Consider the following 23,993-nt stretch of genomic DNA (forward strand, 5'->3'; position numbering starts at 1 on the left):
CCTATAAACGAAACACTTTTTTTTAAAGTGTCCAGTTCATAGGTACCATTTTACTGGGAGAGGATATATTATCCTCTCTAAAATTTTTAAATGAATTTTTTGAAGTATCATTGATATTTTTGGAAATTTTAATAAATTAGTACATAATAGAATTATAAATGATGTATAATAAATAGAAAGGGCTATGGGTGAATAGTAAAAGGAAGTGACCTTAGATGATGATGAATACTCATAAGCTAATTGCAAATGTACTTTTTCATAACATAGATGATGATAAAAAATTTTTAGTAAGTAAAAATAGGTTTATATGGGGAACCATAAAACCCGACTGTGCATCAAAATATAAGTTTAAGAAACATTATTTTGATGAAAGTGTAGGAATGATAATAGAAATGATAAAAGATTTATCTAAAATGACACCAGATGAAGTTATTCAAGATGGAGTAGGAAAATTTAGTGCAGAACTTGGAGTTGTATGCCATTTTTTATGTGATTATTATTGTATACCACATTCTCAAAGATGGGAATTTAAAAATCCAAATGCGGTAAGACAGCATGTTAATTATGAAAGAGAACTTGCGAAAATAGCTAAAAATTATGATGTATCATTAATGCGATTAGATAGATTGCAAATAAATGATATTGATGAATTTATTTTTAAAACGCAAGAAATGTATAAAAAGAAAGAAAGTTTTTTAAATGATTTAAACTTTGCATACTATATTTGTAATAGTGTAACGAATGCTGTATTGAAAAGTGTTCTTAATAACACTCAAAATGGGCAAAATTTGAACAGACAATTAAATGTAAATTAAAAATAAGCTTAGGAGATGATATCCTAAGCTTATTTAAATTAAAACTCACGATATTGTGAGTTTTTTTTATTTAAATAAAAGATAATAAAGATTTATTATGTGAAATATGATATTATTTTCTATATGAAAATGTAAAAAAATACCAATAAATTTCAAAATTAAAGTTGACAAAAAGACTAAATATTCATATAATGAACATGTGAACAATCGCTCATATGAAAAGGAGAAATTTTATGGAACCAAATATAGATAGATGTAACTGTACAGTTATTCATGAAGATACAATTATGAAAGTAAAGGATAAATTACCTAAAGAAGAAACATTATATGATTTAGCAGAACTATTTAAAGTGTTTGGTGACACTACAAGGATAAAAATAATTTGTGCATTATATGAATCAGAGATGTGTGTATGTGATTTAGCTGCTCTTTTAAATATGACTCAATCAGCAATATCACATCAATTAAGAACATTAAAAGCTGCAAGATTAGTTAAGTTTAAAAGAGCAGGAAAAGTGGTTTATTACTCTCTAGATGATGAACATATCATGAGAATATTTAATGAAGGTTTAAATCACGTAAATGAATAAATAGGGGGGGAGATATTATGGAAAGACTAAAGTTATCATTAACAGGATTAGATTGTGCACATTGTGCAGGAAAAATAGAAAAATTAGTAGCAGAGCTTCCAGAAGTAAAAGATTCTACTTTAAACTTTGCTTTTAAACTATTAATAGTAGATTACAATGGTTTAGATGAAATAGCTATGATGGAAAAGATAAAAGCAATAGTAAATAAATTAGAACCAGGGGTAAAGGTAGAAAAATATTCTTTAACAAATAAAAAGAAAGAAAATAATAAGGAAATTAAAAAGTTAAAATTATCATTAACTGGGTTAGATTGTGCACATTGTGCAGGGAAAATCGAAAGCTTAGTAGCAGAATTCCCAGAAATTAAAAATTGTACTTTAAACTTTTCTTTTAAACTATTAATGGTTGATTATAGTTCATTAGATGAAGCTGAAATGATAAAAAAAATAAAAGCTGTAGTAAATAAATTAGAGCCAGGTGTAAAGGTAGAAAAGTATTCTATTACTTCTAATAATGGAACAAGAGGAACTTGTTCAGATGGATGTTGTGATGGACATGAGCATGAAGAGAAGGAAGAAAAAAAGGAAAATAAAAAAGAAAATAGTTTCATAAATAAAATTTTAGAAAATATACAACTTATTATAGGGATATTTATTTATGTAGTTGGAATTGTTTTAGGAGAAAAAAGCGGTATATCTGTTTACTTCTTTATAATTGCATATCTATTAGTTGGATATAAAGTATTATTTACAGCATTTAAAAACTTAACAAAAGGGAATTTCTTTGATGAGAATTTCTTGATGGCTATAGCAACTTTAGGAGCATTAGCAATAAAAGAATATCCTGAAGCTGTAGCAGTTATGATTTTTTATGGAATTGGAGAAATGTTCCAAAGTTATGCAGTTAATAAATCAAGAAAATCTATAAGTGAACTTATGGATATAAAAGCAGAATATGCAAATTTATATAATGAAGGAAAAATTAAAAGAGTTAGTCCAGAAGAAGTTGGAATAGATGAGATTATTTTAATAAAACCAGGTGAAAGAGTTCCATTAGATGGAATAATAATAGATGGAAATACAACAATAGATACTTCAGCTTTAACTGGAGAATCAGTACCAGTAGAAAAAGAAAATGGACAAGAAATTTTAGGCGGAAGTATAAATATAACAGGAACTATAAAAGTAAAAGTTACTAGTGAATTTGAACAATCTACAGTAGCAAGAATTTTAGAGCTAGTTCAAAATGCAAGTAGTAAGAAAGCAAAGACAGAAAAATTCATTACTAAATTTTCAAGATACTATACACCTGTTGTAGTGTTAGGAGCTATTATATTAGCAGTAGTACCTACATTAGTAATACCAGGTGCAGAATTTAAAGTTTGGCTTTCAAGAGCGTTAATATTCTTAGTAGTATCTTGTCCTTGTGCATTAGTGGTATCTGTTCCATTAGGACTTTTTGCAGGAATAGGAAGTGCATCTAAAAATGGTATTTTAGTTAAAGGTGGAAACTATTTAGAAATATTAAAAAATATTGATGGAGTAGTTTTTGATAAAACAGGAACTTTAACTGAAGGTGTATTTAAAGTAAATAAAATAGAATCATTCAATGGAATGGAAAAAAGTGATGTTTTAAAATATGCAGCGGCATGTGAAAAATTCTCAAACCACCCTATAGCAAAATCTATCTTAGATGAATTTGAAATAAGTAATCAAGGAGATATTGATAATATAGAAGTAAAAGATCACAAAGAGATTTCAGGAAAAGGGATTAGTGGAAAAATTGATGGAAATAAGGTTTTAGTTGGAAACTATAAACTTATGGAAGAAGAAAATATAAATGTAAATGAAATAGAGAGTATTGGAACTATAGTATATTTAGCTATAAATGGAGAGTTTAAAGGTTATATAACTATTGCAGATAAAATAAAAGCAGATTCTAAGGAAGCTATCAGAGCATTAAAAGAAATTGGAATTAAAAAAGTAATTATGCTTACTGGTGATAATAAAAAGGTAGGGGAAGCTGTTGGACAAGAATTAGGATTAGATAAAGTCTATGCAGAGCTTTTACCAGAAAACAAAGTAGAGAAGTTAGAAGAGCTTATGGAATCAGGAGAAGTAAGTAAAGTTGCCTTTATAGGAGATGGAATAAATGATGCACCTGTACTTGCAAGAGCAGATCTTGGAGTAGCAATGGGTGGTATTGGTTCAGATGCAGCTATAGAAGCCGCAGATGTAGTATTAATGAAAGATAATCCATTAGCATTAAGAGATGCTATAAAGATAGCAAGAAAGACCAATAAAATACTTTGGCAAAATATAATTTTTTCACTAGGAATAAAGTTCTTAGTATTATTAATGGCTGTCTTTGGAATAGCAAATATGTGGGAAGCTGTTTTTGCTGATGTTGGAGTCACAGTAATTGCTGTAATAAATTCTATGAGAGCATTGAAATAGCAACAATTGTCATTGACAAAGTCGAAATTTGTCAGTATAATTCAAGGTGAACTTTCAGGCGAGAGGGAAAAGGCATTACGAGAATAGTTATATTCTCACCATAAAGTTTAAGTTTTTAAACTTTATATAAAACTGGGATGAAGTTTATGTATAAATAGATTTTATGCATAAACTTTATTTTTATACAAATACATAAATATAGAAGTGAAAAAATTGATATATGTAGTTTTATTTACTATGTATGAATAGTCATATAACAAAAAGATTGACAAATTGACTACAAACTATTGAATTCTAAGATTAACCATGAAAAAAATTTGCTAAAAAACTAAAAAATAACAAAAAAAGTTATGCGGATTATCAAAAAAATGGATTAAAGTTATAAAAATATGGTAGAATAAAACTAATAGTTAAAAATTTCACATCCTCAAATAGAGGAATAAATTATACTTAAGGAGACATAGAGGTGGAAAAAAAGAAAAATATTTCTATGGCTGTTATAAAAAGATTGCCTAAATATCATAGGTATTTAAATGAATTATTAAAAAATGATGTTGATAGAATATCTTCAAAAGAACTTGGAGAGAGGATAGGCTTTACTGCATCTCAGATAAGACAAGACTTAAATTGTTTTGGTGATTTTGGGCAACAAGGATACGGCTATAATGTAAGAGAACTAGCAGGTAAAATAAGTTCAATATTAGGATTAGACAATGAACACAATGGAGTTATTGTAGGAGCTGGGAATATTGGGCAGGCAATAGCGAACTATACAAGATTTGGGAAGATGAGTTTTGATTTAAAAGGAATTTTTGATGCAAATCCTAAATTGTCAGGAATAAAAATAAGAGATATTTCTATTCAAGACATAGATGATTTAGAAGGATTCTTAGAAGAAGAAAAAATTGATATTGGAGTAGTTTGTGTTCCAAGAATAAACGCTCAAAAAGTATGTGACGTATTAGTTGCAGGTGGAATTAAAGCTATTTGGAACTTTGCTCCTGTAGATTTAATCGTACCAAATGATGTAATAGTTGAAAATGTACATTTAAGTGAGAGTCTTCTAACTTTAATATACCTTTTACACAGTAAAGAAAAATAATTTTTTTAGTATATTAATGAAGAAAAAAGTTTTTGTGTAATTTTTCACAAATGCATATTGCAAAAAATTTAACAAAGTATTATAATTGTAATTGAAGTTGAAAGACTTCAATTATTTTTGCTTTAGCTTGTTATATAATTAACAAAGCGGAAAAAAAAGGACTAATAATTATTAAAGATTGACAATAAAGATAAATTTTTCTATAAAAGCGTGTTATATAAGGAGGACTTTAGTATGGAATTAAAAAATGTACTTCTTGAAAAAGAAGGAAATTTAGCTATTGTAACTATCAATAGACCAAAAGCATTAAATGCATTAAATTCTGAAACATTAACTGATTTAAATACAGTAATTGAGGATTTAGAAAAAGACAGCAACATTTATGCAGTTATATTAAAAGGAGCTGGTGAAAAATCATTTGTAGCCGGTGCAGATATTGCAGAAATGAAAGACTTAAATGAAGATCAAGGAAGAGAGTTCGGAATTTTAGGAAACAAAGTTTTCAGAAGATTAGAAAAATTAGATAAGCCAGTTATAGCTGCTATCTCAGGATTTGCCCTAGGTGGTGGATGTGAGTTATCAATGAGTTGTGACATAAGAATAGCTTCAGAAAAAGCTAAGTTTGGTCAACCAGAATCAGGATTAGGAATTACTCCAGGATTTGGTGGAACTCAAAGACTACCAAGAATAGTTGGTATGGGAAAAGCTAAAGAACTTATATACACAGGAGAAATAATAAAGGCTGATGAAGCTTTAAGAATAGGATTAGTTAACAAAGTTGTAGCATTAGAAGATTTAATGACTGAAGCTAGAGCAATGGCTGAAAAAATAATAGCAAATGCTCCAATAGCTAACAAACTTTGTAAAGATGCAATAGATAGAGGAATGCAAGTAGGAATAGATGAAGCTATCATGATAGAAGCTGAAGATTTCGGAAAATGTTTCTCAACAGAAGATCAAGTAGAAGGAATGACAGCTTTCATAGAAAGAAGAGCTAAAAGTTTCCAAAATAAATAATAAGTAAAATAAAAAAGTTTAAATATATTTATATAAGTAAACAGTGTGTAATGAATAGGAGGCAATTTAAATGAATTTCCAATTAACTAGAGAACAAGAATTAGTAAGACAAATGGTTAGAGAGTTCGCTATAAACGAAGTTAAGCCAATTGCAGCAGAAATCGATGAGACAGAAAGATTCCCAATGGAAAACGTTGAAAAAATGGCTAAATTAGGAATGATGGGTATTCCATTTTCTAAAGAATATGAAGGAGCTGGTGGAGACGTTCTTTCTTATGTATTAGCTGTTGAAGAATTATCAAAAGTATGTGGTACTACAGGAGTTATCCTTTCAGCACACACTTCATTATGTGCAACAGTAGTTAATGAATTTGGTAAGCCAGATCAAAAAGCTAAATACTTACCAGATTTAGCAAGCGGAAGAAAAGTAGGAGCTTTTGGTTTAACTGAACCAGGTGCTGGTACAGATGCAGCAGGACAACAAACTACTGCAGTTTTAGATGGAGATAATTACATCTTAAACGGATCAAAAATATTCATAACAAATGGTGGAGTTGCAGAAACTTTCATAATATTTGCTATGACAGATAAGAGCAAAGGAACAAAAGGAATATCAGCTTTTATAGTTGAAAAATCATTCCCAGGATTCTCAATAGGTAAATTAGAAGACAAGCTAGGAATCAGAGCATCTTCAACTACAGAACTTATTATGGAAAACTGTATAGTTCCAAAAGAAAACTTACTTGGTCAAGAAGGTAGAGGATTTGGTATAGCAATGAAAACTCTTGATGGAGGAAGAATTGGTATAGCAGCTCAAGCTTTAGGAATTGCAGAAGGTGCATTAGAAGAAGCAGTTAATTATATGAAAGAAAGAAAACAATTTGGTAGATCATTATCAGCATTCCAAGGATTACAATGGATGATAGCTGAAATGGATACTAAAGTAGAAGCAGCTAGACACTTAGTTTATAAAGCAGCATTCTTAAAAGAAGCAAAACTTCCTTACTCAGTAGATGCAGCAAGAGCTAAATTATATGCAGCTGAAGTTGCAATGGATGTCACTACTAAAGCAGTACAAATTTTTGGTGGATACGGATACACTAAAGAGTACCCAGTAGAAAGAATGATGAGAGATGCTAAGATAACTGAAATATATGAAGGAACTTCAGAAGTTCAAAAAATGGTTATCGCAGGAAGCAAGTTAAGATAAGGGGAGGCCTAGATTAATGAATATATTAGTTTGTTTAAAACAAGTTCCAGATACAACAGTAGTAAAGATTGATCCTAAAACAGGAACACTTATAAGAGATGGTGTACCATCAATAATAAACCCAGAAGATAAGCATGCATTAGAAGCGGCTTTACAAATAAAAGAAAACAGTGGAGCAAAAATAACAGTTTTAAGTATGGGACCTCCACAAGCTCAAGTAGCTTTAAGAGAAGCTTTATGTATGGGAGCTGATGATGCAGTTCTTATTACAGATAGAGCATTTGCAGGAGCTGATACATTAGCAACTTCAAACGCTTTAGCAGGAGCTTTAAGAAAATTAGAATATGATATCATATTTGCTGGAAGACAAGCGATTGATGGAGATACTGCACAAGTAGGACCAGAAATTGCGGAACACTTAAATATTCCTCAAGTAACTTACGTTCAAGACGTTAAAGTTGAAGCAGATGGATTATTAGTAAATAGAGCATTAGAAGATGGACACGAAATGATAAAAGTTCAAACTCCATGTCTTTTAACTGCAATCGAAGAATTAAATAAACCAAGATACATGAATGTTGGTTTAATATTCGATACTAAGGACAAAGAAATCACTATTTGGTCAGCAGATGACATAGATGTAGATAAAGCAGTTCTTGGATTAAAAGGTTCACCTACTAAGGTTAAAAAATCAATGACTAAAGAAGCTAAAGGTGCTGGAGAATTAGTTAAAGAAGGACCAAAAGACGCAGCAGCTTACGTAGTTTCAAAATTAAAAGAGAAACACTACATCTAATATAAATAGGAGGTAACTTGAAATGAATTTAGCAGATTTTAAAGGCGTATGGGTATTCGCTGAACAAAGAAACGGAGAATTACAAAAAGTATCATTAGAATTATTAGGCGAAGGAAGAAAAATCGCTGATAAATTAGGAGTTGAATTAACAGCTCTATTATTAGGAGACAATATAGCAGGTTTAGCTAACACTTTAGGAGAACATGGAGCAGACAACGTATTAGTTTGTGACCATAAAGAATTAGCTAACTACACTACTGATGGATATACAAAAGTAATTTGTGATTTAGCAACTGAAAGAAAACCAGGAATAATATTTGTAGGAGCAACTTTCATAGGAAGAGACTTAGGTCCAAGAGTTGCAGCTAGATTAACTACAGGACTTACAGCTGACTGTACTCAATTAGATGTAGTTCCAGAAGAAAATGGAGCATTACTTGCTACAAGACCAGCATTTGGTGGAAACTTAATGGCAACAATAGCTTGTCCAGATCATAGACCACAAATGGCTACAGTAAGACCAGGGGTTTTCGCTAAAGTAGAAGAAAAGAAAGAAAACTTCAATGTTGAAACTATAGAAGTAAACTTAAAAGCTGAAGATATCAGAACTAAAGTATTAGAAGTAGTTAAAGATACTAAAGAAGTAGTTGATATCGGTGAAGCTAACTTTATAGTTGCTGGTGGAAGAGGTATGGGAAGCCAAGAAAACTTCGATAAATTAACAGAATTAGCTGAAGTTTTAGGTGGAACAGTTGCTGCTTCAAGAGGAGCTATAGATAAAGGGTGGATAGAAAGAGATTACCAAGTTGGTCAAACTGGTAAAACTGTAAGACCAAACATCTACGTTGCATGTGGTATTTCAGGAGCTATTCAACATACAGCAGGTATGCAAGAATCAGATATGATTATAGCAATTAATAAAGATGAAACTGCTCCAATCATGAAATTAGCTGATTATGCTATCGTTGGTGATGTTAATAAAGTATTACCAGAATTAATAGCACAATTTAAAGCTAACGTTCAATAATTAGAATTTCACCTAGGGAAGGGAAATCCCTTTCCTAGATTTTAATATACGACTTTTAACCAAATTAAATCAAATTAAATCAATTTTAATTAAGTAGGAGGCCTATAAGTTATGAAAAAAGTATTTGTATTAGGTGCAGGAACAATGGGAGCTGGTATCGTTCAAGCTTTCGCTCAAAAAGGGCATGAAGTTATCGTTAGAGATATAAAAGATGAATTCGTTCAAAGAGGAATTGCTGGTATAGACAAAGGTCTTACTAGATTAGTTTCAAAAGGAAAAATGACTGAAGAAGTTAAAGAAGAAATCTTAGGAAGAATTTCAGGAACTACTGACATGAATATGGCAGCAGATTGTGACTTAGTTGTAGAAGCAGCTATAGAAAACATGAAAATCAAAAAAGAAATCTTTGCTGAATTAGATAAAATCTGTAAACCAGAAACTATCTTAGCATCAAACACTTCATCATTATCAATAACTGAAGTTGCTTCAGCTACTGGAAGACCTGATAAAGTTATCGGAATGCACTTTTTCAACCCAGCTCCAGTAATGAAGTTAGTTGAAATCATCAGAGGAATGGCTACAAGCCAAGAAACTTTTGATGCTGTTAAAGAATTATCAGTAGCAATCGGAAAAGAGCCTGTAGAAGTTGCAGAAGCTCCAGGATTTGTTGTAAACAGAATCTTAATCCCAATGATCAATGAAGCTTCATTCATATTACAAGAAGGAATAGCTACAGTTGAAGATATTGACTCAGCTATGAAATTTGGAGCAGGACATCCAATGGGACCTTTAGCTTTAGGAGATTTAATAGGTTTAGATGTTTGTTTAGCAATCATGGACGTATTATATACTGAAACTGGAGATACTAAGTACAGAGCGTCAAGCATATTAAGAAAATATGTTAGAGCTGGATGGCTTGGAAGAAAATCAGGAAAAGGTTTCTACGATTATAGTAAATAATTTAAAAGTTTAAATATGCGATTAAACAATGAATTAATATAGAAGAAACTCCAAATTTGGAGTTTCTTTTTTTGGTTACTAATTATAATAAGCTTCCTCGGGAGGCTTTCTTTTTTTAGCATATCTTTTACCTGGAGCTTTTTTTGATTTAAACTTTTTAAATAGATATTGTACACCTAACAGTAGTAGTCTTATAGCTATGTAAATAAAAAAGACATAGACAAAACCATAAAGTCCCCAAAAGACATCTCCAAATTCAGCTTGACCTTGACCAGTTAACTTTTGCTGGATTTCTATTGCTACTGTAATAAAAATAAGTATCGTAAAAGTGTATATAAACGATACAGCGGTTAAAGAATATTTAGCAATTACTTTAAATAAAAAATGTGAAAAAATAAAAATCATGATACCAAGACAACCTATAAAAATAAAATGAAGTTGTTTATCAGAAAACCCATACCCATTAGATCCTAATACATCTACAGCTTTATGGTGAATTTGATTCATGAAATCTACTAAGAATTTTAAAAATTCTATCAAATTATATCTCCTCCTCATAACCCTTTACTGTAATATTTTATCATATTTTGAAAAAATTTTAACTAAAAAATTTCTATTATAAACAAAAAAATAAGAATGTATTATAAAGTTTAGAAAAAATACTGAAAGATTGAATCTTTATAGAAATAAATGGTATAATTTATAAAAATAGTAAAAATTTAAATAGATAAAAGGGGGATTTAATTTGTTTAAGATAGTGAATAAGAAAGCTTTAGCAGAAAATCTATACTTTATGGATGTAGAAGCACCGAGAATTTCAAAAGGAGCGAAGCCGGGACAATTTATTATAGTTAAGTGTGATGAAAAAGGGGAACGATTACCTTTAACTATAGCTGATTATAATAAGGAAAAAGGAACTATATCTATAGTATTTCAAATAGTAGGAGAAGGAACAAAGAAACTTGCAAGTCTTAATATAGGAGATTATATTCTAGACTTTGTAGGACCTTTAGGAAAAGAGAGTGAATTTATAGAAGAAAAATTAGAAAATTTAAAAAATCAAAATATATTATTTATAGCTGGTGGTGTTGGAGCAGCACCTATTTATCCACAAGTAAAATGGATGAAAGAACAGGGAATAGATGTAGATGTAATAGTAGGAACTAGAACTAAAGAACTCTTAATATTAGAAGATGAAATGAAAGCAGTAGCTAAAAATTATTACGTTGCTACAGATGATGGTTCTTATGGATTTAATGGAAGAGTAACTGATTGTTTAACTCATTTAATTAGAGAAAAAGGGAAAAAGTATGATCATGCTATTGTTATAGGACCTATGATAATGATGAAATTTATGAGTATGTTAACTAAAGAACTAGGAATAAAGACTACTGTAAGTTTAAATCCTATTATGGTTGATGGAACAGGGATGTGTGGTGCATGTAGGGTAACAGTTGGAGATAAAGTTAAGTTTGCATGTGTGGATGGCCCGGAGTTTGATGGACATTTAGTTGATTTTGATCAAGCTATGAGAAGACAAAATATTTATAAAACTGAAGAAGGTAAAGCATTTCTTAAAGAACAGGAAGGTGATACACATCATGGTGGGTGTGGGAACTGCGGAGGTAAAAAATAATATGGATATGAAAGAGAGAATGAAGAGAATTCCGGTGGAAGAACAAGTAGCTGAAGTTAGAGCTAAAAATTTTAAGGAAGTATGTTTAGGTTATAAGGAAGAAGAAGCTATAAAGGAAGCAAAAAGATGCTTAAATTGTAAGAACGCAAGATGTATAAAAAAATGTCCTGTTAATGTAAATATTCCAAGATTTATAGAACAAGTTAAAGAGAAAAATTTTGAGGAAGCAGCAAGGATTATTGCTGAAGATTCTGCTCTTCCAGCAGTTTGTGGAAGAGTGTGTCCACAAGAAACTCAATGTGAAGGTGATTGTGTTTTAGGAATAAAAGGAGAGTCAGTCTCTATTGGGAAACTAGAAAGATTTGTGGCAGATTGGGCAAGAGAAAATAATATCGACTTATCTCAAAAAGAAGAATCTAGAGGAAAGAAAGTAGCTGTTATAGGAAGTGGGCCAGCTGGACTTACTTGTGCTGGAGATTTAGCTAGAATGGGATATGAGGTAACTATTTTTGAAGCACTACATGAAGCAGGCGGTGTTTTAGTATACGGAATACCAGAGTTTAGGCTTCCAAAAGATACTGTAGTTAAAGGTGAAATAGATAATGTTAGAAAACTTGGTGTTAAAATAGAAACAAATGTAGTGGTAGGAAGAACAGTAACTATAGATGAACTTATGGAGGAAGAAGGATTTGAGGCTGTATTTATAGGGTCAGGAGCTGGGCTTCCAAAGTTTATGGGGATAAAAGGAGAAAGTTCAAATGGAGTTTTTTCAGCAAATGAGATATTAACTAGAAGTAATCTTATGAAAGCCTTCCAAGATGGATATAAAACACCTGTAAGAGCTGGAAAGAAGGTAGCAGTTATAGGTGGAGGTAATGTTGCTATGGATGCTGCTAGAACTGTTCTAAGGCTAGGAGCAGAGACTCATATAGTATATAGAAGAAGTGAAGCAGAATTACCAGCTAGAGTTGAAGAAATTCATCATGCAAAAGAGGAAGGCGTTATATTTAATATATTGACAAATCCAACTGAAATTTTAAATGATGAAAATGGATGGGTTATAGGAATGAAATGTGTGAAAATGGAGCTTGGAGAGGAGGATGAGTCTGGGAGAAGAAGACCGGTTGAAGTTAAAGGTTCAGAGTTTATATTAGATGTAGATACAGTAATAATGTCTCTTGGAACTTCTCCAAATCCATTGATTATATCTACAACAAAAGGTTTAGAGCAAAATAAAAGAGGATGTATTATAGCATCAGAAGATTGTGGAGAAACTTCTAGAACTGGAGTTTTTGCAGGAGGAGATGCAGTTACGGGAGCAGCAACAGTAATATTAGCAATGGGAGCTGGAAAAAAAGCTGCAAAAGGAATACATGAATATTTAGCTAATAAAAATTAGTGATTGTAATTAAAAACTCGCCTTAAAGGCGAGTTTTTAGTTTAAAAGATATTACTTTTATAAAAAGAGATTAGTCTTCTATTGTTTTTAATTCAAGGTTATTTCTTCTATTATCTAATGGGTTTAAATTTATGTGATGAACATATTCATCTTTAGAAGGATTCATTAATAGAATTGGTAATTGAATTCTTCCTTCAGGAGTATTCGCAATAACTGATATTTCTCCGTATAATTTATGAGAAACCCAAGTATAATTATCATTGACTACAGTATCTAAATCTTCTTTTGAAATTAAAGCTTTTGAAACTTTATTTCCAAACTTATCTTTTAAAATTATAGCAATAGTATTTTTATCCACAGCTTCAGTTTCATTTATAGCATTTCTGTTGAAAACTTCTAAATTTTCTGATCTGTTATCTAAAGTATCTCCATTAATATGAACAATAGGAGCATTAATATCTTCATTTAGAATAATATTTTGTAAGATTTGCTTTAAAGATTTTCCTTTTTTATTTTGTTTTGATGAATGAATATTAGTAACTAAATAGTTGTTAAAATCTTTATTCCATTCAGCAAACCAAATTCCTTCAGCTTTAACTTTTTCAATATCAGTAGAATCGATTTTAACTTCGAATTCTTTTCCTTTTTTATTTAAGATAATCATAACAGTATAGTTATCTACAGATTTAAATTCATTTTCTTTTATTTTATAGTTATTATTTATAATAAACACGTCCTTTTAAATTAATATATACAAGTGATTATAACAAATACTAAGTAAAGAAGAAAGGAAATACTTTTAGGAGTTATGGGTTGGTAGTTATTAAAAACTAAATATGCTATAATTAAGAAAATATTAGTAGATAATAATTATTCTTAGAATGGATAAGATTATAGTGGATAAACTAGAAAATAATAAGAAGAAACTGATATAAGGATATTAATGTATTGTTTAAATGGAGGATAACTAAATGGATTATAAAAATATAGAATATATAGATAATGAAGTCATATTAGAAGGTGTAAAAAACTTTAATATAAAACAAATATTAGAGTGTGGACAATGTTTTAGATGGGATAAGATATCTGAAATGAATTATATAATAGTAGCTTTCGGAAGAGTATTAGAAATAAAGCAGGAAGAGGATAAAGTTATTTTCAGTAATACTAATAAAATAGATTTTGAAAAAATATGGCTTGAATATTTTGATTTAGGTAGAGATTATGATGATATAAAAGAAAAGTTAGATATAGATGAAACATTAAAAAAGAGTATGGAGTTTGGATATGGAATAAGACTTTTAAATCAAGAAGCTTATGAAATAGTATTAAGTTTTATAATATCAGCAAGAAACAGTATACCTATGATAAAAAAAACAATCTTAAATATAAGTGAAAAATGGGGAAATGAAATAGATTATAAAGGAAAAAAATATTATACATTTCCAACATCAGAAATGCTAAAAGGTGTAACAGAGGAAGAACTTAAAGCAATAGGTGGTTCTTTTAGAAGTAAATATATAGTGGATACTGTAGGAAAAGTAAATGGAGATATAGCTAATCCTAGTGGGGAGTTCAACTTAGAAAGAATAATAAAATTAAATGATGATGAATGTCATAAAGCCCTTCAAGAATTTAAAGGAATCGGTGCAAAAGTTGCAGACTGTATTATGCTTTTTGGAATGGGAAAACATTCTGCTTTTCCAGTAGATCGTTGGGTAGAAAGAATAATGAATTATTTTTATAAATTAGATGAAAAGTCATTACCTAAAATAAGAGTAATTGGAAGAGATAAGTTTGGAGAGCTTGCAGGTTTTGCACAACAATATCTTTTCTACTATGCAATAACAAACAATATTAAAATAAAATAAAGAGTTATAATATAAATATTAAATTAGAAAAAATAGGAAAAATGAATAAGCTGATGATAATTAGAGTAATATAGAAATATATTGCTTTAATTTCTTATAGAAAGAAAAAATAAGGTAATAATATTTAAAGAAATATTTGAATTTATTTTTTATAAGCGATATTATATTAATATAGGATTAGCACTCTGTAATAGAGAGTGCTAATAAGTAAAGTTTAAAGGGAGGTTTTTATTTATGATTAGACCATTAGGAGATAGAGTGGTAATAAAAAGATTAGAAGCAGAAGAAAAAACAAAGAGTGGAATAGTTTTAACGGGAACTGCAAAAGAAAGACCTCAAGAGGCTGAGGTTGTAGCTGTAGGGCCAGGAACTAAAGATATAGATATGGAAGTTAAAGTAGGGGACAAGGTTCTTTACGCAAAGTATACAGGAACAGAAGTTAAAGTTGATGGAGAAGAATTTATAATACTTAAGCAAGAAGATGTTCTTGCTATTGTGGAATAGGAGGAAAATAAGGAATGGCTAAGATTATTAAATTTGGAGAAGAAGCTAGAAGATCAATGCAAATAGGTGTTGATAAATTAGCAGATACAGTAAAAGTTACTTTAGGACCAAAAGGAAGAAATGTTATTTTAGATAAAAAATTTGGATCACCATTAATAACAAATGACGGTGTTTCTATAGCAAGAGAAATTGAGTTAGAAGATCAATATGAAAATATGGGTGCTCAACTTGTAAAAGAGGTTGCAACTAAAACAAATGATGTAGCAGGAGATGGTACAACTACAGCTACGCTTTTAGCACAAGCTATTATAAGAGAAGGTCTTAAAAATGTTACTGCAGGAACAAATCCAATGCTTATAAGACAAGGAATTAATAGGGCAGTAGAAAAAGCTGTGGAAGAAATTAAAAATATTTCAAAACCAGTTGCAGGAAAAGAAGATATAGCAAGAGTTGCAGCTATAAGTGCAGCTGATGAGAATATAGGTCAACTTATTGCTGATGCCATGGAAAAGGTAGGTAATGAGGGCGTTATAACTGTAGAAGAATCAAAATCTATGGGAACTGAACTTGATGTAGTTGAAGGAATGCAGTTTGATAGAGGATATGTATCAGCATATATGGTAACAGATACAGAGAAAATGGAAGCAATTTTAGATAATCCATATGTTTTAATTACGGATAAAAAAATATCTAATATTCAAGACATATTACCAATATTAGAGCAAATTGTTCAAGCTGGTAGAAAGCTTGTTATTATAGCAGATGATATTGAAGGTGAAGCTATGACTACACTTGTAGTTAATAAGCTAAGAGGAACATTTACTTGTGTTGCAATTAAAGCGCCAGGTTTTGGAGATAGAAGAAAAGAAATGCTAAAAGATATTGCAGTTCTTACAGGTGGAGAAGTTGTTTCTGATGAACTTGGAAAAGACTTGAAGGATATTCAATTATTCGAACTTGGAGAAGCTGAAAGCATTAAAATAACTAAAGATAATACTACAATTGTTAATGGAAAAGGAAATTCAGAAGATATTAAAGATAGAGTATCTCAAATTAAATCACAACTTGAAGAAACTACATCAGAATTTGATGCAGAAAAACTTCAAGAAAGATTAGCTAAGCTTGCAGGTGGAGTTGCAGTTGTTAAAGTAGGAGCAGCTACAGAAACAGAACTTAAGGAAAGAAAGCTTAGAATTGAAGATGCATTAGCAGCTACAAAAGCAGCTGTAGAAGAAGGCATAGTTCCAGGTGGTGGAACTGCTTATGTAAATATCTTAAATAAAGTTGCAGAATTAACTTCAGATGTATATGACATAAAAGTTGGTATAGATATAATTGTTAGAGCTTTAGAGGAGCCAATGAGACAAATTGCAACTAATGCAGGAGTTGAAGCTTCAGTAATAGTTGAAAAAGTTAAAAACTCAGAAGAACTTATTGGGTATGATGCTCTAAAAGGTGAATATAAAAATATGATTAAAGCAGGGATTGTTGATCCAACTAAGGTTACGAGATCAGCACTTCAAAATGCGGCATCAGTAGCATCAACATTCTTAACTACAGAAGCAGCTGTTGTTGATATTAAAGAGCAAGAGCCAGTAATGCCAGGAGCACCTGGGATGGATGGAATGTATTAATAGTTAAAATTAATAGTTAATAGATGAAAGTCTTCTATGTATGTGAATACATAGAAGACTTTTTTTGTTTTATTAAATAAAAGAAGATTAGACAAGTTAGTATATAAAAAATTATCAATAAAAATTTATCAGCAAAAATAAAACAATATTTTAAAATAAAGTAAAATAATGTATAATATGTATATAGAATACAGAAGGGTATGGAGAGCGATGAGATTAGGAGAATTGCTAGTGAATAATGGAAAGCTTACTATTGAGCAGTTAAGAAACGCACTTGTAAAACAAAAGTTAACTGGAGAAAGACTTGGAGAAATACTTATTGAAAATGAGTATGTTACAGAAGAAGATATAGTAACTACTTTAGAAATTCAATTGGGAATACAAAGAGTAAATTTAGAGTTTGTAGATATAGATATGGAAATAATAAATAAAGTGCCAGAAACTCTTTGTAAAAAACATCATATAATTCCTTTTCGGGCAGATGAATATGATATTTGCATAGTAACTTCAGATCCACTAGATTTTTTTGCAGATGAAGATATAAATATAGTTACAGGACTTACAGTTTTAAAAGTTCTAGATACAAAAACATCTATAGATAATGCAATAGCAAAATATTATAGAACTCAATATGCAAAAGAGGTAGCAAAAAATTTAGAGTTTGAAAATATAAATACTAGAGAAGAGGAACGTTTTGAAAATTTAGAAGATAATGCACCGATTATAACTTTTGTAAATACAATTATTCAAAATGCAATAAGAGTAGGAGCAAGTGATATTCATATAGAGCCAACAGAGAAAGAGGTAAGGGTAAGAGTTAGAATAGATGGTGAATTATCTATTATGTTAACAGTTCCAATTCAATCAAAATCAATGATTGCAACAAGAATAAAGATATTAGCAAATTTAAATATAACAGAAAAGAGAGTTCCACAAGATGGAAGAATACTTCAAGAATTTGATGGGATAAGAGTAGATCTAAGAGTATCCACTCTTCCTACAGTGTATGGAGAAAAAGTCGTAATACGAATTCTTAAAGCATCAACTGAATTAAAAGATAAAAGTTCATTAGGAATGGATGAGAAGGATATAAAAGAACTTATCAAAATTCTTTCAAATACTTATGGAATAATCTTAGTGACAGGACCAACAGGAAGCGGTAAATCAACTACTCTTTATTCAATATTAGGAGAATTGAATAAAGTAGATAAAAATATAATAACAGTTGAAGACCCTGTAGAGTTTACAGTAGAGGGTGTAAATCAAGTTAATGTGAATTTAAAGGCAGGAATGACATTTGCATCTGGGCTCAAATCAATACTAAGGCAAGATCCTGACATAATAATGATTGGAGAAATTAGAGATAAGGAAACAGCAGAAATATCTGCAAGAGCTGCTATGACGGGACATGTTGTATTAAGCACACTTCATACAAATGATGCAACGTCAACTATAGTTAGACTTATGGATATGGGAATAGAGCCATATCTGATATCTACAGCATTAGTAGGAATCATAGCACAAAGGCTAGTAAGAAAAATATGTAAAAGATGTTCAAAAGAGTATTTAGCAACAGAATATGAAAAAAGACTTTTAGATATAGATGAGAGAAAAGAGGTTGTTTTAAAAAAAGGAGAAGGTTGTACCTATTGTAATAATACAGGATATAAAGGTAGGACAGGGATATATGAAATATTAAGTGTTAATAGAGAACTTAGAGAAGGAATAAATAGAAATGAAAATTCTGATAGCTTAAAAGAGATAGCTATTAAAAATGGAATGAAAACTCTTAATAAAGCTTGTATAGATAAAGTTTTAGATGGAGTAACTACTATAGATGAATTAATTAGAGTAGCCTATGTAAGAGAATAGAGAGGTGTTTTATATGGGAGTTTATAAATATAAAGCGAAGAACATGCAAGGTGAAGTTATAGAAGGGTATCTTGAAGTAGATAATAAAGAATTGCTAATGGAAAATATAAGAAATAAGGGATATTTTCCAATAAAAATAGAAATGGAAAAAAATAAAGATATAGAGATAAATTTATTTAAACAAAAAATAAAATTAAAAGAACTATCAATACTTTCAAGACAACTAGGGTTTTTAATGCAATCAGGAGTATCTATAACAAGATCTTTAGAAATAATTAAAGAGCAGAGTGGAAATAAAAGAATGAAAGAGATTCTAGAGAAATGCTCTGAGGAAGTTAAGAAGGGGAGAGGACTTTCAGAGAGTTTAAGTGATGAAAAAGATTTTCCGAAGCTTATGCTAAATCTTATAAAAGCAGGAGAAATATCAGGAAGACTAGATATAGTAATGCTAGAGTTATCTGAATACTATAAAAAGTTATATAAGCAAAAACAAAAAATTGCACAAGCAACTATATATCCTAGAATATTAGTTATATTTTCAATTGCGGTAGTGACATTTCTTTTAACATTTGTCGTACCAAGTTTTGTAGAAAACTTAGTAAGTGGAGGTGGTGAGCTACCTTTAGTAACAATAGCTCTTGTAGCTATAGGAGATTTTATTAAAAAAAATATGATAATAATTGGAGTTTTAATAGCTATAATTATACTTTGTAAAAAAATTATATTAGACAAAAATGAAAATTATAGAATGCAGATAGGCAAATTGAAAATAAATATAAGTGGCTTTGGAGTCTTAAATAAGCAAATAATTGCAGGGAGATTTGCAAGTACATTTTCAATACTCATGTCTTCAGGAGTAAGTGTTATAGAAACTTTAGAAATTTTAGGACAAGTTTTAGAAAATGATTATGTAGCAAAGAAATTACAGGAAGTAAAAGAGGAAATTCAAAAGGGAAATTCTATAGGGGAAACACTTCAAGAAACAAATGTATTTCCATTAATGTTAACTCAAATGATATCTATAGGAGAGGAAACAGGGGTATTAGATGAAATAATGGTAAAGACAGCAGAGTTTTATGACAATGAAGTTGAAGCTGCGATAGAAAAGCTAATAGCTATGGTGGAACCAATACTTATAATTATATTAGCATTTGTAGTGCTTTTTATAGTTTTGGCTATAATGATGCCACTTATGAATATGATTGATACAGTAATGGCTTTATAAAAAAATATAAATATAAATTTATATAAATAAAATTTTAGGGGGTATAAATTATGAGAAAAATGATACAAATCAAAAAAAAGAAAGGATTTACTCTTATAGAAATGGTAGCAGTAATTGCTATTATAGGAATACTTGCAGCAATTTTAGTACCAAAAATATCAGGTTATATGAAAGAGGCTAAAAAGATTGGAGTAATTGATCAAGCAAGAAGAGTGGGACAGGCTTATGAAACTGCAAAAATGAAAGGAACTAATAAGTTAGAAAGTGGAGAATTATTCTATGATCAAACATCTGTAGATACAGCAATAAAAAATACAACAATACAAAGTTTGATAGAAAACAGTGAATTAGATAAATTAGGAAAACTTACTGAGGTGAAAATTCAGCATTGTTTAGCAATAGTAGCAGGAAGTGACTTTACAATTGATAAAAAAGGTATTTTAGAATATGAATCAATAGATTTAGAAAAATCACCATCAGATAGACCCGAAAAGTAAAATAAAAAAATTAAAAGCCCCAATAGGGGCTTTTATATAAATGAGGTAAGAAAAATGAGTGGATTAATTTTTATAGTAAGTTTTCTAGTCATGAGTATGATAAATAAATATATATTAGAACAAAAGAATTTAAGGTTAAGTATTTTTACATCCTTAGTTATTTGTACATTGTTTTTTAAATTTGGAATTGGATTAGAGTTTTTTAAATTTACATTTTTAGCTTTAGTTTTAACTATTGTAGGTTGGATAGATTTCAAGACTCAAGATGTATATACTTCAGATATTATAATTGGAGCCGTAGGAGGAATTTTCTTTATAGGATTAAATATTTTTCTAAAAGGTGGATTTAACATAATAAATATTATTTCTTTTTTAGTTTTTGTTGTAGGAATAGTAGTTATAGGAATTCTTGATGTTAAATGTGGTGATGAACGTATTATATATGGAAGTTTAATATGTATTTATTTGTTATATTTTTTTGTAAAAGGAGATTTGAGTTTTATAAATATTTTTTCAGCATGTGTTATTCCAAGCCTTGCCATAGGAGCTATGTCTTTAATGGGATTAATGGGTTGGGGAGATGTAGAGGTGATATTTATATGTGGATTATTTTTAAATTTTAGATTAGCTCTTTTGAATCTTTTTATTGGAATAGTTTTGGCTGGTATACATGCAATATATTTAATATTTTTCAAAAGAAAAAAGGGTGCTATTGCACTTGTTCCATATTTATCACTTGGGGCGGGGATTACAGTACTTTTTGGAGAAGAAATAATAAATTGGTATATTAATTTACTTTAAAGGGGGGGATAGGTTTGTTTAAAAAAGAGGTTATTGCACTTGATATTAATGAGGAAAACATAACTATATTAATGGGGCATAAATACGATATAAGAGATGGAATGATTTTAAAGACACCAAAAGATTCGTTTAAAGAGGATAATATTATAGATTTAGATGCAATAGTAGATGTTATTGAACCATATATTGCAAAGAAGAAGAGAGGAATAAAAGAAATAGCATTTTGTATTAGAGGACAAGATATTATAATACGACATTTAGTAGTTCCAAATACTGATGAAAAGCTAATGAGAGAAAATGTATATTTCGAGCTTAAACAGTTTATTGGAGAAAAAATAGAAGCGTATTATAGTGATTTTGAAGTGATTAATTATAATTATGGAAATACTGATAGTGATGTAGCAGTAATGGTAGTTGGAGTTAAAAAGGAAAAGATAGATAAATATTTAGAACTTGCAGATGAATTGGGATTAGAAGTTAAAGCTATAGATATTTTTGCAAATATAATAGGACGAGTATTTAAAACATTTAAGTCAAATTTTAATCCGAAAGTTAAATTATCAGGAGTTCTTAGTATAGAAGCTCATTCAAATTCAATAGTTATTACAGAGTTTGGGAAAACAGTTATAGAGAAATATCAAGGGTATGGACTTATTGGAGCATGTGAGGAAGAAATAAAAAATAATCATGAATATAAGAGGTTTTTAGATTCTATAGATTTAAAAAAAGAGATCGGGGAAGAAGAGAGAAAATATCATAGATTTTTTAAATCTTTAGTTAATCAGTATAAGTTATTAGTTCAATTTTATTCTAATGGAAAGGTAAAGAAAAATTTAGATAATATTTATTTAGTGGGAAGTGGAGTCAAAATTAAAGGAATAAAAGAATATTTAGAAAAGAACTTTGGAGGTAAAGTTGAAGAAGTTCCAGATTTTAATGATTTAAAAATAGTTGTTAAAGGATCAAGTGATATTCATTTAAAAGATTATTTATACACATATGGATTATTGTTAAGAAGGGATTAGAAGTATGAGTAAAATTAGAGAATTGAATTTAGTACCACAGCATATAAAAGCTAAAAAGGCAAATAAAGAAAAAATAAAAGGAATAATTCTAGGTGGAGTAATTTTTTGCTGTGCTATAGGTAGCTTTGTAATTTATTTAAATGTAAAGATTTCAAAACTAGAGAATGAAAAAGCTATGTTAACGAGAGAATTACAAAAAACACAGGAAAGATTTGATGAAAATCAAGAATTGAATACTAATATAAGAAATTTAGAAGGTAAGATATTTAAAATAAATGGTTTATCGGTAATAAAAGATAGAGATACAAAAGCCATAATAACAAATTTAAGTGAAAAATTTCCACAAGGGTTGAAGGCAAATTTATTTAAATTTAAGACTACAGAGGAAGATGTGAAAAATGGATTATTAGGAAGTATAACAATGAGCGGAGAAGCTGAAAAAAGAAGTGAAATAGAAGAGTTTTGGGCAAATTTAAGAGAAGATAAAAGATACTATACAGCGCATATATCAGAAATAAAAGAAAAAGAGGATGATGAAACTAAAGTAAAAAGTTATATATTTGAAGTAGTGCTTAAAATTAAGGAGAAATAGTATGGGGAGCAAAGAGGGGAAAGAGAAGAAAAAAAGAGGATTTAAAGATATATCAAAATTAGAAATGAGTAAAAATGAAAAGATTCTCATAGGAATAGCTATAGTAGGAATAGTTGGATTTGGAACATATACATTTATGTTAAAGAGTATGCTTGAAAAGATAGAGCTGTTAAAGGCAGAAGTTTCAATGCTACAAACAAGTGTGGATAGTAGAAAAAATATAGATGAAGAGTTGATAGAAGGGCGAGCTATATTAGCAAAAAAAGAAAAAGAGTATTCTCAGGCAATTATAAAAGTACCAGAAACAAATAGATATCCAGAACTTTCGAGAAAGCTTCATAAAGCTGCTTTTAATAGCAATGTAGAAATAAAATCGACTAGTTTTGGACAACCTGTAGCAATTAATTATGGTGAAGAAAATAGCGAAAATATAGAAGGAAATGAGGATGAAAAGGCATATAAGGATTTAAGAGAAGCTAAAAATGGCTTTTATAAATATACTGTAACAGTAAAATTTGAGGGAGCATTTATGCATGTTTTAAATTTTATAAAGGCTATGGAAAGGCAGGAACAAATACTTCAAGTTACTAACATATCTATAGAGAAAGAACAGAGAGTGAAAAAAATAGATAATACGAAAGAAATAGAAGAGTTAGAAAGAAAAGTGGATACAAAAAATAAATTAATAGAAAGTCTTATGGAAAAAAGAGAAGAGGAAATAGATACACTTACAAAGTTAGAGATTCAAGATGAAATTAGAAATCAACAAATTGAAAGGGAGAATTTAAAGGATAGAATTAAAGAATTAAAAGAAAGAAGTATTGAAGGAGAAAAGTATTCAGTTATAAGTGGAGAAATAGTATTTGATTATTATACTAAAGGAGAGCAAGAGATAGAAAATCATAATTTTAATAATGGAAAGTATGGTAAGAAGGATATATTGGAATAGTTAAGAAAGGCATTA

General features: G+C 29.6%; 23 protein-coding genes. 21 read left to right on the top strand and 2 right to left on the bottom strand.

Annotated features, from left to right (window positions below; translation table 11 throughout):
- Positions 1-215 precede the first annotated feature (215 nt).
- From Q0W06_RS08490 to Q0W06_RS08530, 9 genes are all read left to right on the top strand, one after another.
- Entirely contained in the window at positions 216-815 is a 600-nt protein-coding gene (locus Q0W06_RS08490) for a zinc dependent phospholipase C family protein (protein WP_297633819.1), read from the top strand.
- A gap of 233 nt (positions 816-1,048) precedes the next feature.
- Positions 1,049-1,405: a metalloregulator ArsR/SmtB family transcription factor gene (locus tag Q0W06_RS08495; protein ID WP_297633821.1), complete on the top strand. Its 357-nt coding sequence runs from the start codon at positions 1,049-1,051 to the stop codon at positions 1,403-1,405.
- Between the two features lie 17 nt (positions 1,406-1,422).
- A complete protein-coding gene (locus Q0W06_RS08500) occupies positions 1,423-3,861 on the top strand; it encodes a heavy metal translocating P-type ATPase (protein ID WP_297633823.1) in 2,439 nt (812 codons plus the stop codon).
- A 466-nt stretch (positions 3,862-4,327) separates the two neighbouring features.
- Positions 4,328-4,963, top strand: a complete 636-nt coding sequence (locus Q0W06_RS08505) for a redox-sensing transcriptional repressor Rex (RefSeq protein ID WP_297633825.1) — start codon at positions 4,328-4,330, stop codon at positions 4,961-4,963.
- Positions 4,964-5,197: 234 nt separating this feature from the next.
- Entirely contained in the window at positions 5,198-5,980 is a 783-nt protein-coding gene (locus Q0W06_RS08510) for a short-chain-enoyl-CoA hydratase (RefSeq protein WP_297633827.1), read from the top strand.
- 70 nt (positions 5,981-6,050) lie between these two features.
- Positions 6,051-7,190 carry an acyl-CoA dehydrogenase gene (locus Q0W06_RS08515; RefSeq protein ID WP_297633829.1) on the top strand — a complete coding sequence of 380 codons (1,140 nt, stop codon included), beginning with the start codon at positions 6,051-6,053 and terminating at the stop codon, positions 7,188-7,190.
- Between the two features lie 16 nt (positions 7,191-7,206).
- A complete protein-coding gene (locus Q0W06_RS08520; protein WP_297633831.1) occupies positions 7,207-7,986 on the top strand; it encodes an electron transfer flavoprotein subunit beta/FixA family protein in 780 nt (259 codons plus the stop codon).
- A 22-nt stretch (positions 7,987-8,008) separates the two neighbouring features.
- Positions 8,009-9,013: an electron transfer flavoprotein subunit alpha/FixB family protein gene (locus Q0W06_RS08525; protein ID WP_297633833.1), complete on the top strand. Its 1,005-nt coding sequence runs from the start codon at positions 8,009-8,011 to the stop codon at positions 9,011-9,013.
- A gap of 111 nt (positions 9,014-9,124) precedes the next feature.
- Positions 9,125-9,973: a 3-hydroxybutyryl-CoA dehydrogenase gene (locus tag Q0W06_RS08530; RefSeq protein ID WP_297633836.1), complete on the top strand. Its 849-nt coding sequence runs from the start codon at positions 9,125-9,127 to the stop codon at positions 9,971-9,973.
- Positions 9,974-10,051: 78 nt separating this feature from the next.
- On the opposite strand, the gene Q0W06_RS08535 is transcribed toward Q0W06_RS08530, so the two are convergent.
- On the bottom strand, positions 10,052-10,513 hold the full coding sequence (locus tag Q0W06_RS08535; protein ID WP_297633839.1) for a hypothetical protein: 462 nt from the start codon (positions 10,511-10,513) through the stop codon (positions 10,052-10,054).
- A 205-nt stretch (positions 10,514-10,718) separates the two neighbouring features.
- Here Q0W06_RS08535 and Q0W06_RS08540 point away from each other — a divergent pair, with 205 nt between their 5' ends.
- Together Q0W06_RS08540 and gltA are read left to right on the top strand one after the other, a co-directional pair.
- Positions 10,719-11,609, top strand: a complete 891-nt coding sequence (locus Q0W06_RS08540; protein ID WP_297633842.1) for a sulfide/dihydroorotate dehydrogenase-like FAD/NAD-binding protein — start codon at positions 10,719-10,721, stop codon at positions 11,607-11,609.
- Position 11,610: 1 nt separating this feature from the next.
- Positions 11,611-13,008, top strand: coding sequence for an NADPH-dependent glutamate synthase (gene gltA, locus Q0W06_RS08545; protein WP_297633845.1), 1,398 nt, complete (start codon positions 11,611-11,613; stop codon positions 13,006-13,008).
- A 70-nt stretch (positions 13,009-13,078) separates the two neighbouring features.
- On the opposite strand, the gene Q0W06_RS08550 is transcribed toward gltA, so the two are convergent.
- Positions 13,079-13,672 carry a hypothetical protein gene (locus tag Q0W06_RS08550; RefSeq protein ID WP_297633988.1) on the bottom strand — a complete coding sequence of 198 codons (594 nt, stop codon included), beginning with the start codon at positions 13,670-13,672 and terminating at the stop codon, positions 13,079-13,081.
- Positions 13,673-13,979: 307 nt separating this feature from the next.
- On the opposite strand from Q0W06_RS08550, the gene Q0W06_RS08555 reads away from it, so the two are divergent.
- The 10 genes from Q0W06_RS08555 (at position 13,980) to Q0W06_RS08600 (ending at position 23,978) form a co-directional block, all read left to right on the top strand.
- Complete coding sequence (locus Q0W06_RS08555) at positions 13,980-14,879, top strand: DNA glycosylase (protein WP_297633848.1); 900 nt, start codon at positions 13,980-13,982, stop codon at positions 14,877-14,879.
- 234 nt (positions 14,880-15,113) lie between these two features.
- Positions 15,114-15,383: a co-chaperone GroES gene (locus tag Q0W06_RS08560; protein WP_297633851.1), complete on the top strand. Its 270-nt coding sequence runs from the start codon at positions 15,114-15,116 to the stop codon at positions 15,381-15,383.
- 14 nt (positions 15,384-15,397) lie between these two features.
- Positions 15,398-17,017, top strand: coding sequence for a chaperonin GroEL (groL, locus tag Q0W06_RS08565; RefSeq protein WP_297633854.1), 1,620 nt, complete (start codon positions 15,398-15,400; stop codon positions 17,015-17,017).
- 210 nt (positions 17,018-17,227) lie between these two features.
- A complete protein-coding gene (locus Q0W06_RS08570; protein WP_297633857.1) occupies positions 17,228-18,889 on the top strand; it encodes an ATPase, T2SS/T4P/T4SS family in 1,662 nt (553 codons plus the stop codon).
- Between the two features lie 13 nt (positions 18,890-18,902).
- Positions 18,903-20,114 carry a type II secretion system F family protein gene (locus Q0W06_RS08575; RefSeq protein WP_297633860.1) on the top strand — a complete coding sequence of 404 codons (1,212 nt, stop codon included), beginning with the start codon at positions 18,903-18,905 and terminating at the stop codon, positions 20,112-20,114.
- A gap of 50 nt (positions 20,115-20,164) precedes the next feature.
- Positions 20,165-20,611 (top strand): prepilin-type N-terminal cleavage/methylation domain-containing protein, encoded by a 447-nt coding sequence (locus tag Q0W06_RS08580; RefSeq protein WP_297633862.1) that lies wholly within the window; start codon positions 20,165-20,167, stop codon positions 20,609-20,611.
- Between the two features lie 54 nt (positions 20,612-20,665).
- On the top strand, positions 20,666-21,412 hold the full coding sequence (locus Q0W06_RS08585; protein WP_297633865.1) for a hypothetical protein: 747 nt from the start codon (positions 20,666-20,668) through the stop codon (positions 21,410-21,412).
- Between the two features lie 14 nt (positions 21,413-21,426).
- A complete protein-coding gene (pilM, locus tag Q0W06_RS08590) occupies positions 21,427-22,437 on the top strand; it encodes a pilus assembly protein PilM (protein WP_297633868.1) in 1,011 nt (336 codons plus the stop codon).
- Between the two features lie 4 nt (positions 22,438-22,441).
- Complete coding sequence (locus Q0W06_RS08595) at positions 22,442-23,029, top strand: hypothetical protein (protein ID WP_297633871.1); 588 nt, start codon at positions 22,442-22,444, stop codon at positions 23,027-23,029.
- Position 23,030: 1 nt separating this feature from the next.
- Positions 23,031-23,978 (top strand): hypothetical protein, encoded by a 948-nt coding sequence (locus tag Q0W06_RS08600; protein WP_297633874.1) that lies wholly within the window; start codon positions 23,031-23,033, stop codon positions 23,976-23,978.
- The last annotated feature ends 15 nt before the right edge of the window (positions 23,979-23,993 follow it).

The organism is uncultured Clostridium sp. (assembly GCF_947072515.1).
In the GTDB taxonomy this organism is placed as follows: Bacteria; Bacillota; Clostridia; order Clostridiales; family Clostridiaceae; genus Clostridium.

What these genes read in the sequence shown, in the direction of transcription:
- Q0W06_RS08490 (WP_297633819.1), top strand. Translation starts at nt 216, where the DNA reads ATGATGATGAATACTCATAAGCTAATTGCAAATGTACTTTTTCATAAC.
- Q0W06_RS08495 (WP_297633821.1), top strand. Translation starts at nt 1,049, where the DNA reads ATGGAACCAAATATAGATAGATGTAACTGTACAGTTATTCATGAAGAT.
- Q0W06_RS08500 (WP_297633823.1), top strand. Translation starts at nt 1,423, where the DNA reads ATGGAAAGACTAAAGTTATCATTAACAGGATTAGATTGTGCACATTGT.
- Q0W06_RS08510 (WP_297633827.1), top strand. Translation starts at nt 5,198, where the DNA reads ATGGAATTAAAAAATGTACTTCTTGAAAAAGAAGGAAATTTAGCTATT.
- Q0W06_RS08515 (WP_297633829.1), top strand. Translation starts at nt 6,051, where the DNA reads ATGAATTTCCAATTAACTAGAGAACAAGAATTAGTAAGACAAATGGTT.
- Q0W06_RS08520 (WP_297633831.1), top strand. Translation starts at nt 7,207, where the DNA reads ATGAATATATTAGTTTGTTTAAAACAAGTTCCAGATACAACAGTAGTA.
- Q0W06_RS08525 (WP_297633833.1), top strand. Translation starts at nt 8,009, where the DNA reads ATGAATTTAGCAGATTTTAAAGGCGTATGGGTATTCGCTGAACAAAGA.
- Q0W06_RS08530 (WP_297633836.1), top strand. Translation starts at nt 9,125, where the DNA reads ATGAAAAAAGTATTTGTATTAGGTGCAGGAACAATGGGAGCTGGTATC.
- gltA (WP_297633845.1), top strand. Translation starts at nt 11,611, where the DNA reads ATGGATATGAAAGAGAGAATGAAGAGAATTCCGGTGGAAGAACAAGTA.
- Q0W06_RS08550 (WP_297633988.1), bottom strand. Translation starts at nt 13,672, where the DNA reads ATGATTATCTTAAATAAAAAAGGAAAAGAATTCGAAGTTAAAATCGAT.
- Q0W06_RS08555 (WP_297633848.1), top strand. Translation starts at nt 13,980, where the DNA reads ATGGATTATAAAAATATAGAATATATAGATAATGAAGTCATATTAGAA.
- Q0W06_RS08560 (WP_297633851.1), top strand. Translation starts at nt 15,114, where the DNA reads ATGATTAGACCATTAGGAGATAGAGTGGTAATAAAAAGATTAGAAGCA.
- groL (WP_297633854.1), top strand. Translation starts at nt 15,398, where the DNA reads ATGGCTAAGATTATTAAATTTGGAGAAGAAGCTAGAAGATCAATGCAA.
- Q0W06_RS08570 (WP_297633857.1), top strand. Translation starts at nt 17,228, where the DNA reads ATGAGATTAGGAGAATTGCTAGTGAATAATGGAAAGCTTACTATTGAG.
- Q0W06_RS08575 (WP_297633860.1), top strand. Translation starts at nt 18,903, where the DNA reads ATGGGAGTTTATAAATATAAAGCGAAGAACATGCAAGGTGAAGTTATA.
- Q0W06_RS08580 (WP_297633862.1), top strand. Translation starts at nt 20,165, where the DNA reads ATGAGAAAAATGATACAAATCAAAAAAAAGAAAGGATTTACTCTTATA.
- Q0W06_RS08585 (WP_297633865.1), top strand. Translation starts at nt 20,666, where the DNA reads ATGAGTGGATTAATTTTTATAGTAAGTTTTCTAGTCATGAGTATGATA.
- Q0W06_RS08595 (WP_297633871.1), top strand. Translation starts at nt 22,442, where the DNA reads ATGAGTAAAATTAGAGAATTGAATTTAGTACCACAGCATATAAAAGCT.
- Q0W06_RS08600 (WP_297633874.1), top strand. Translation starts at nt 23,031, where the DNA reads ATGGGGAGCAAAGAGGGGAAAGAGAAGAAAAAAAGAGGATTTAAAGAT.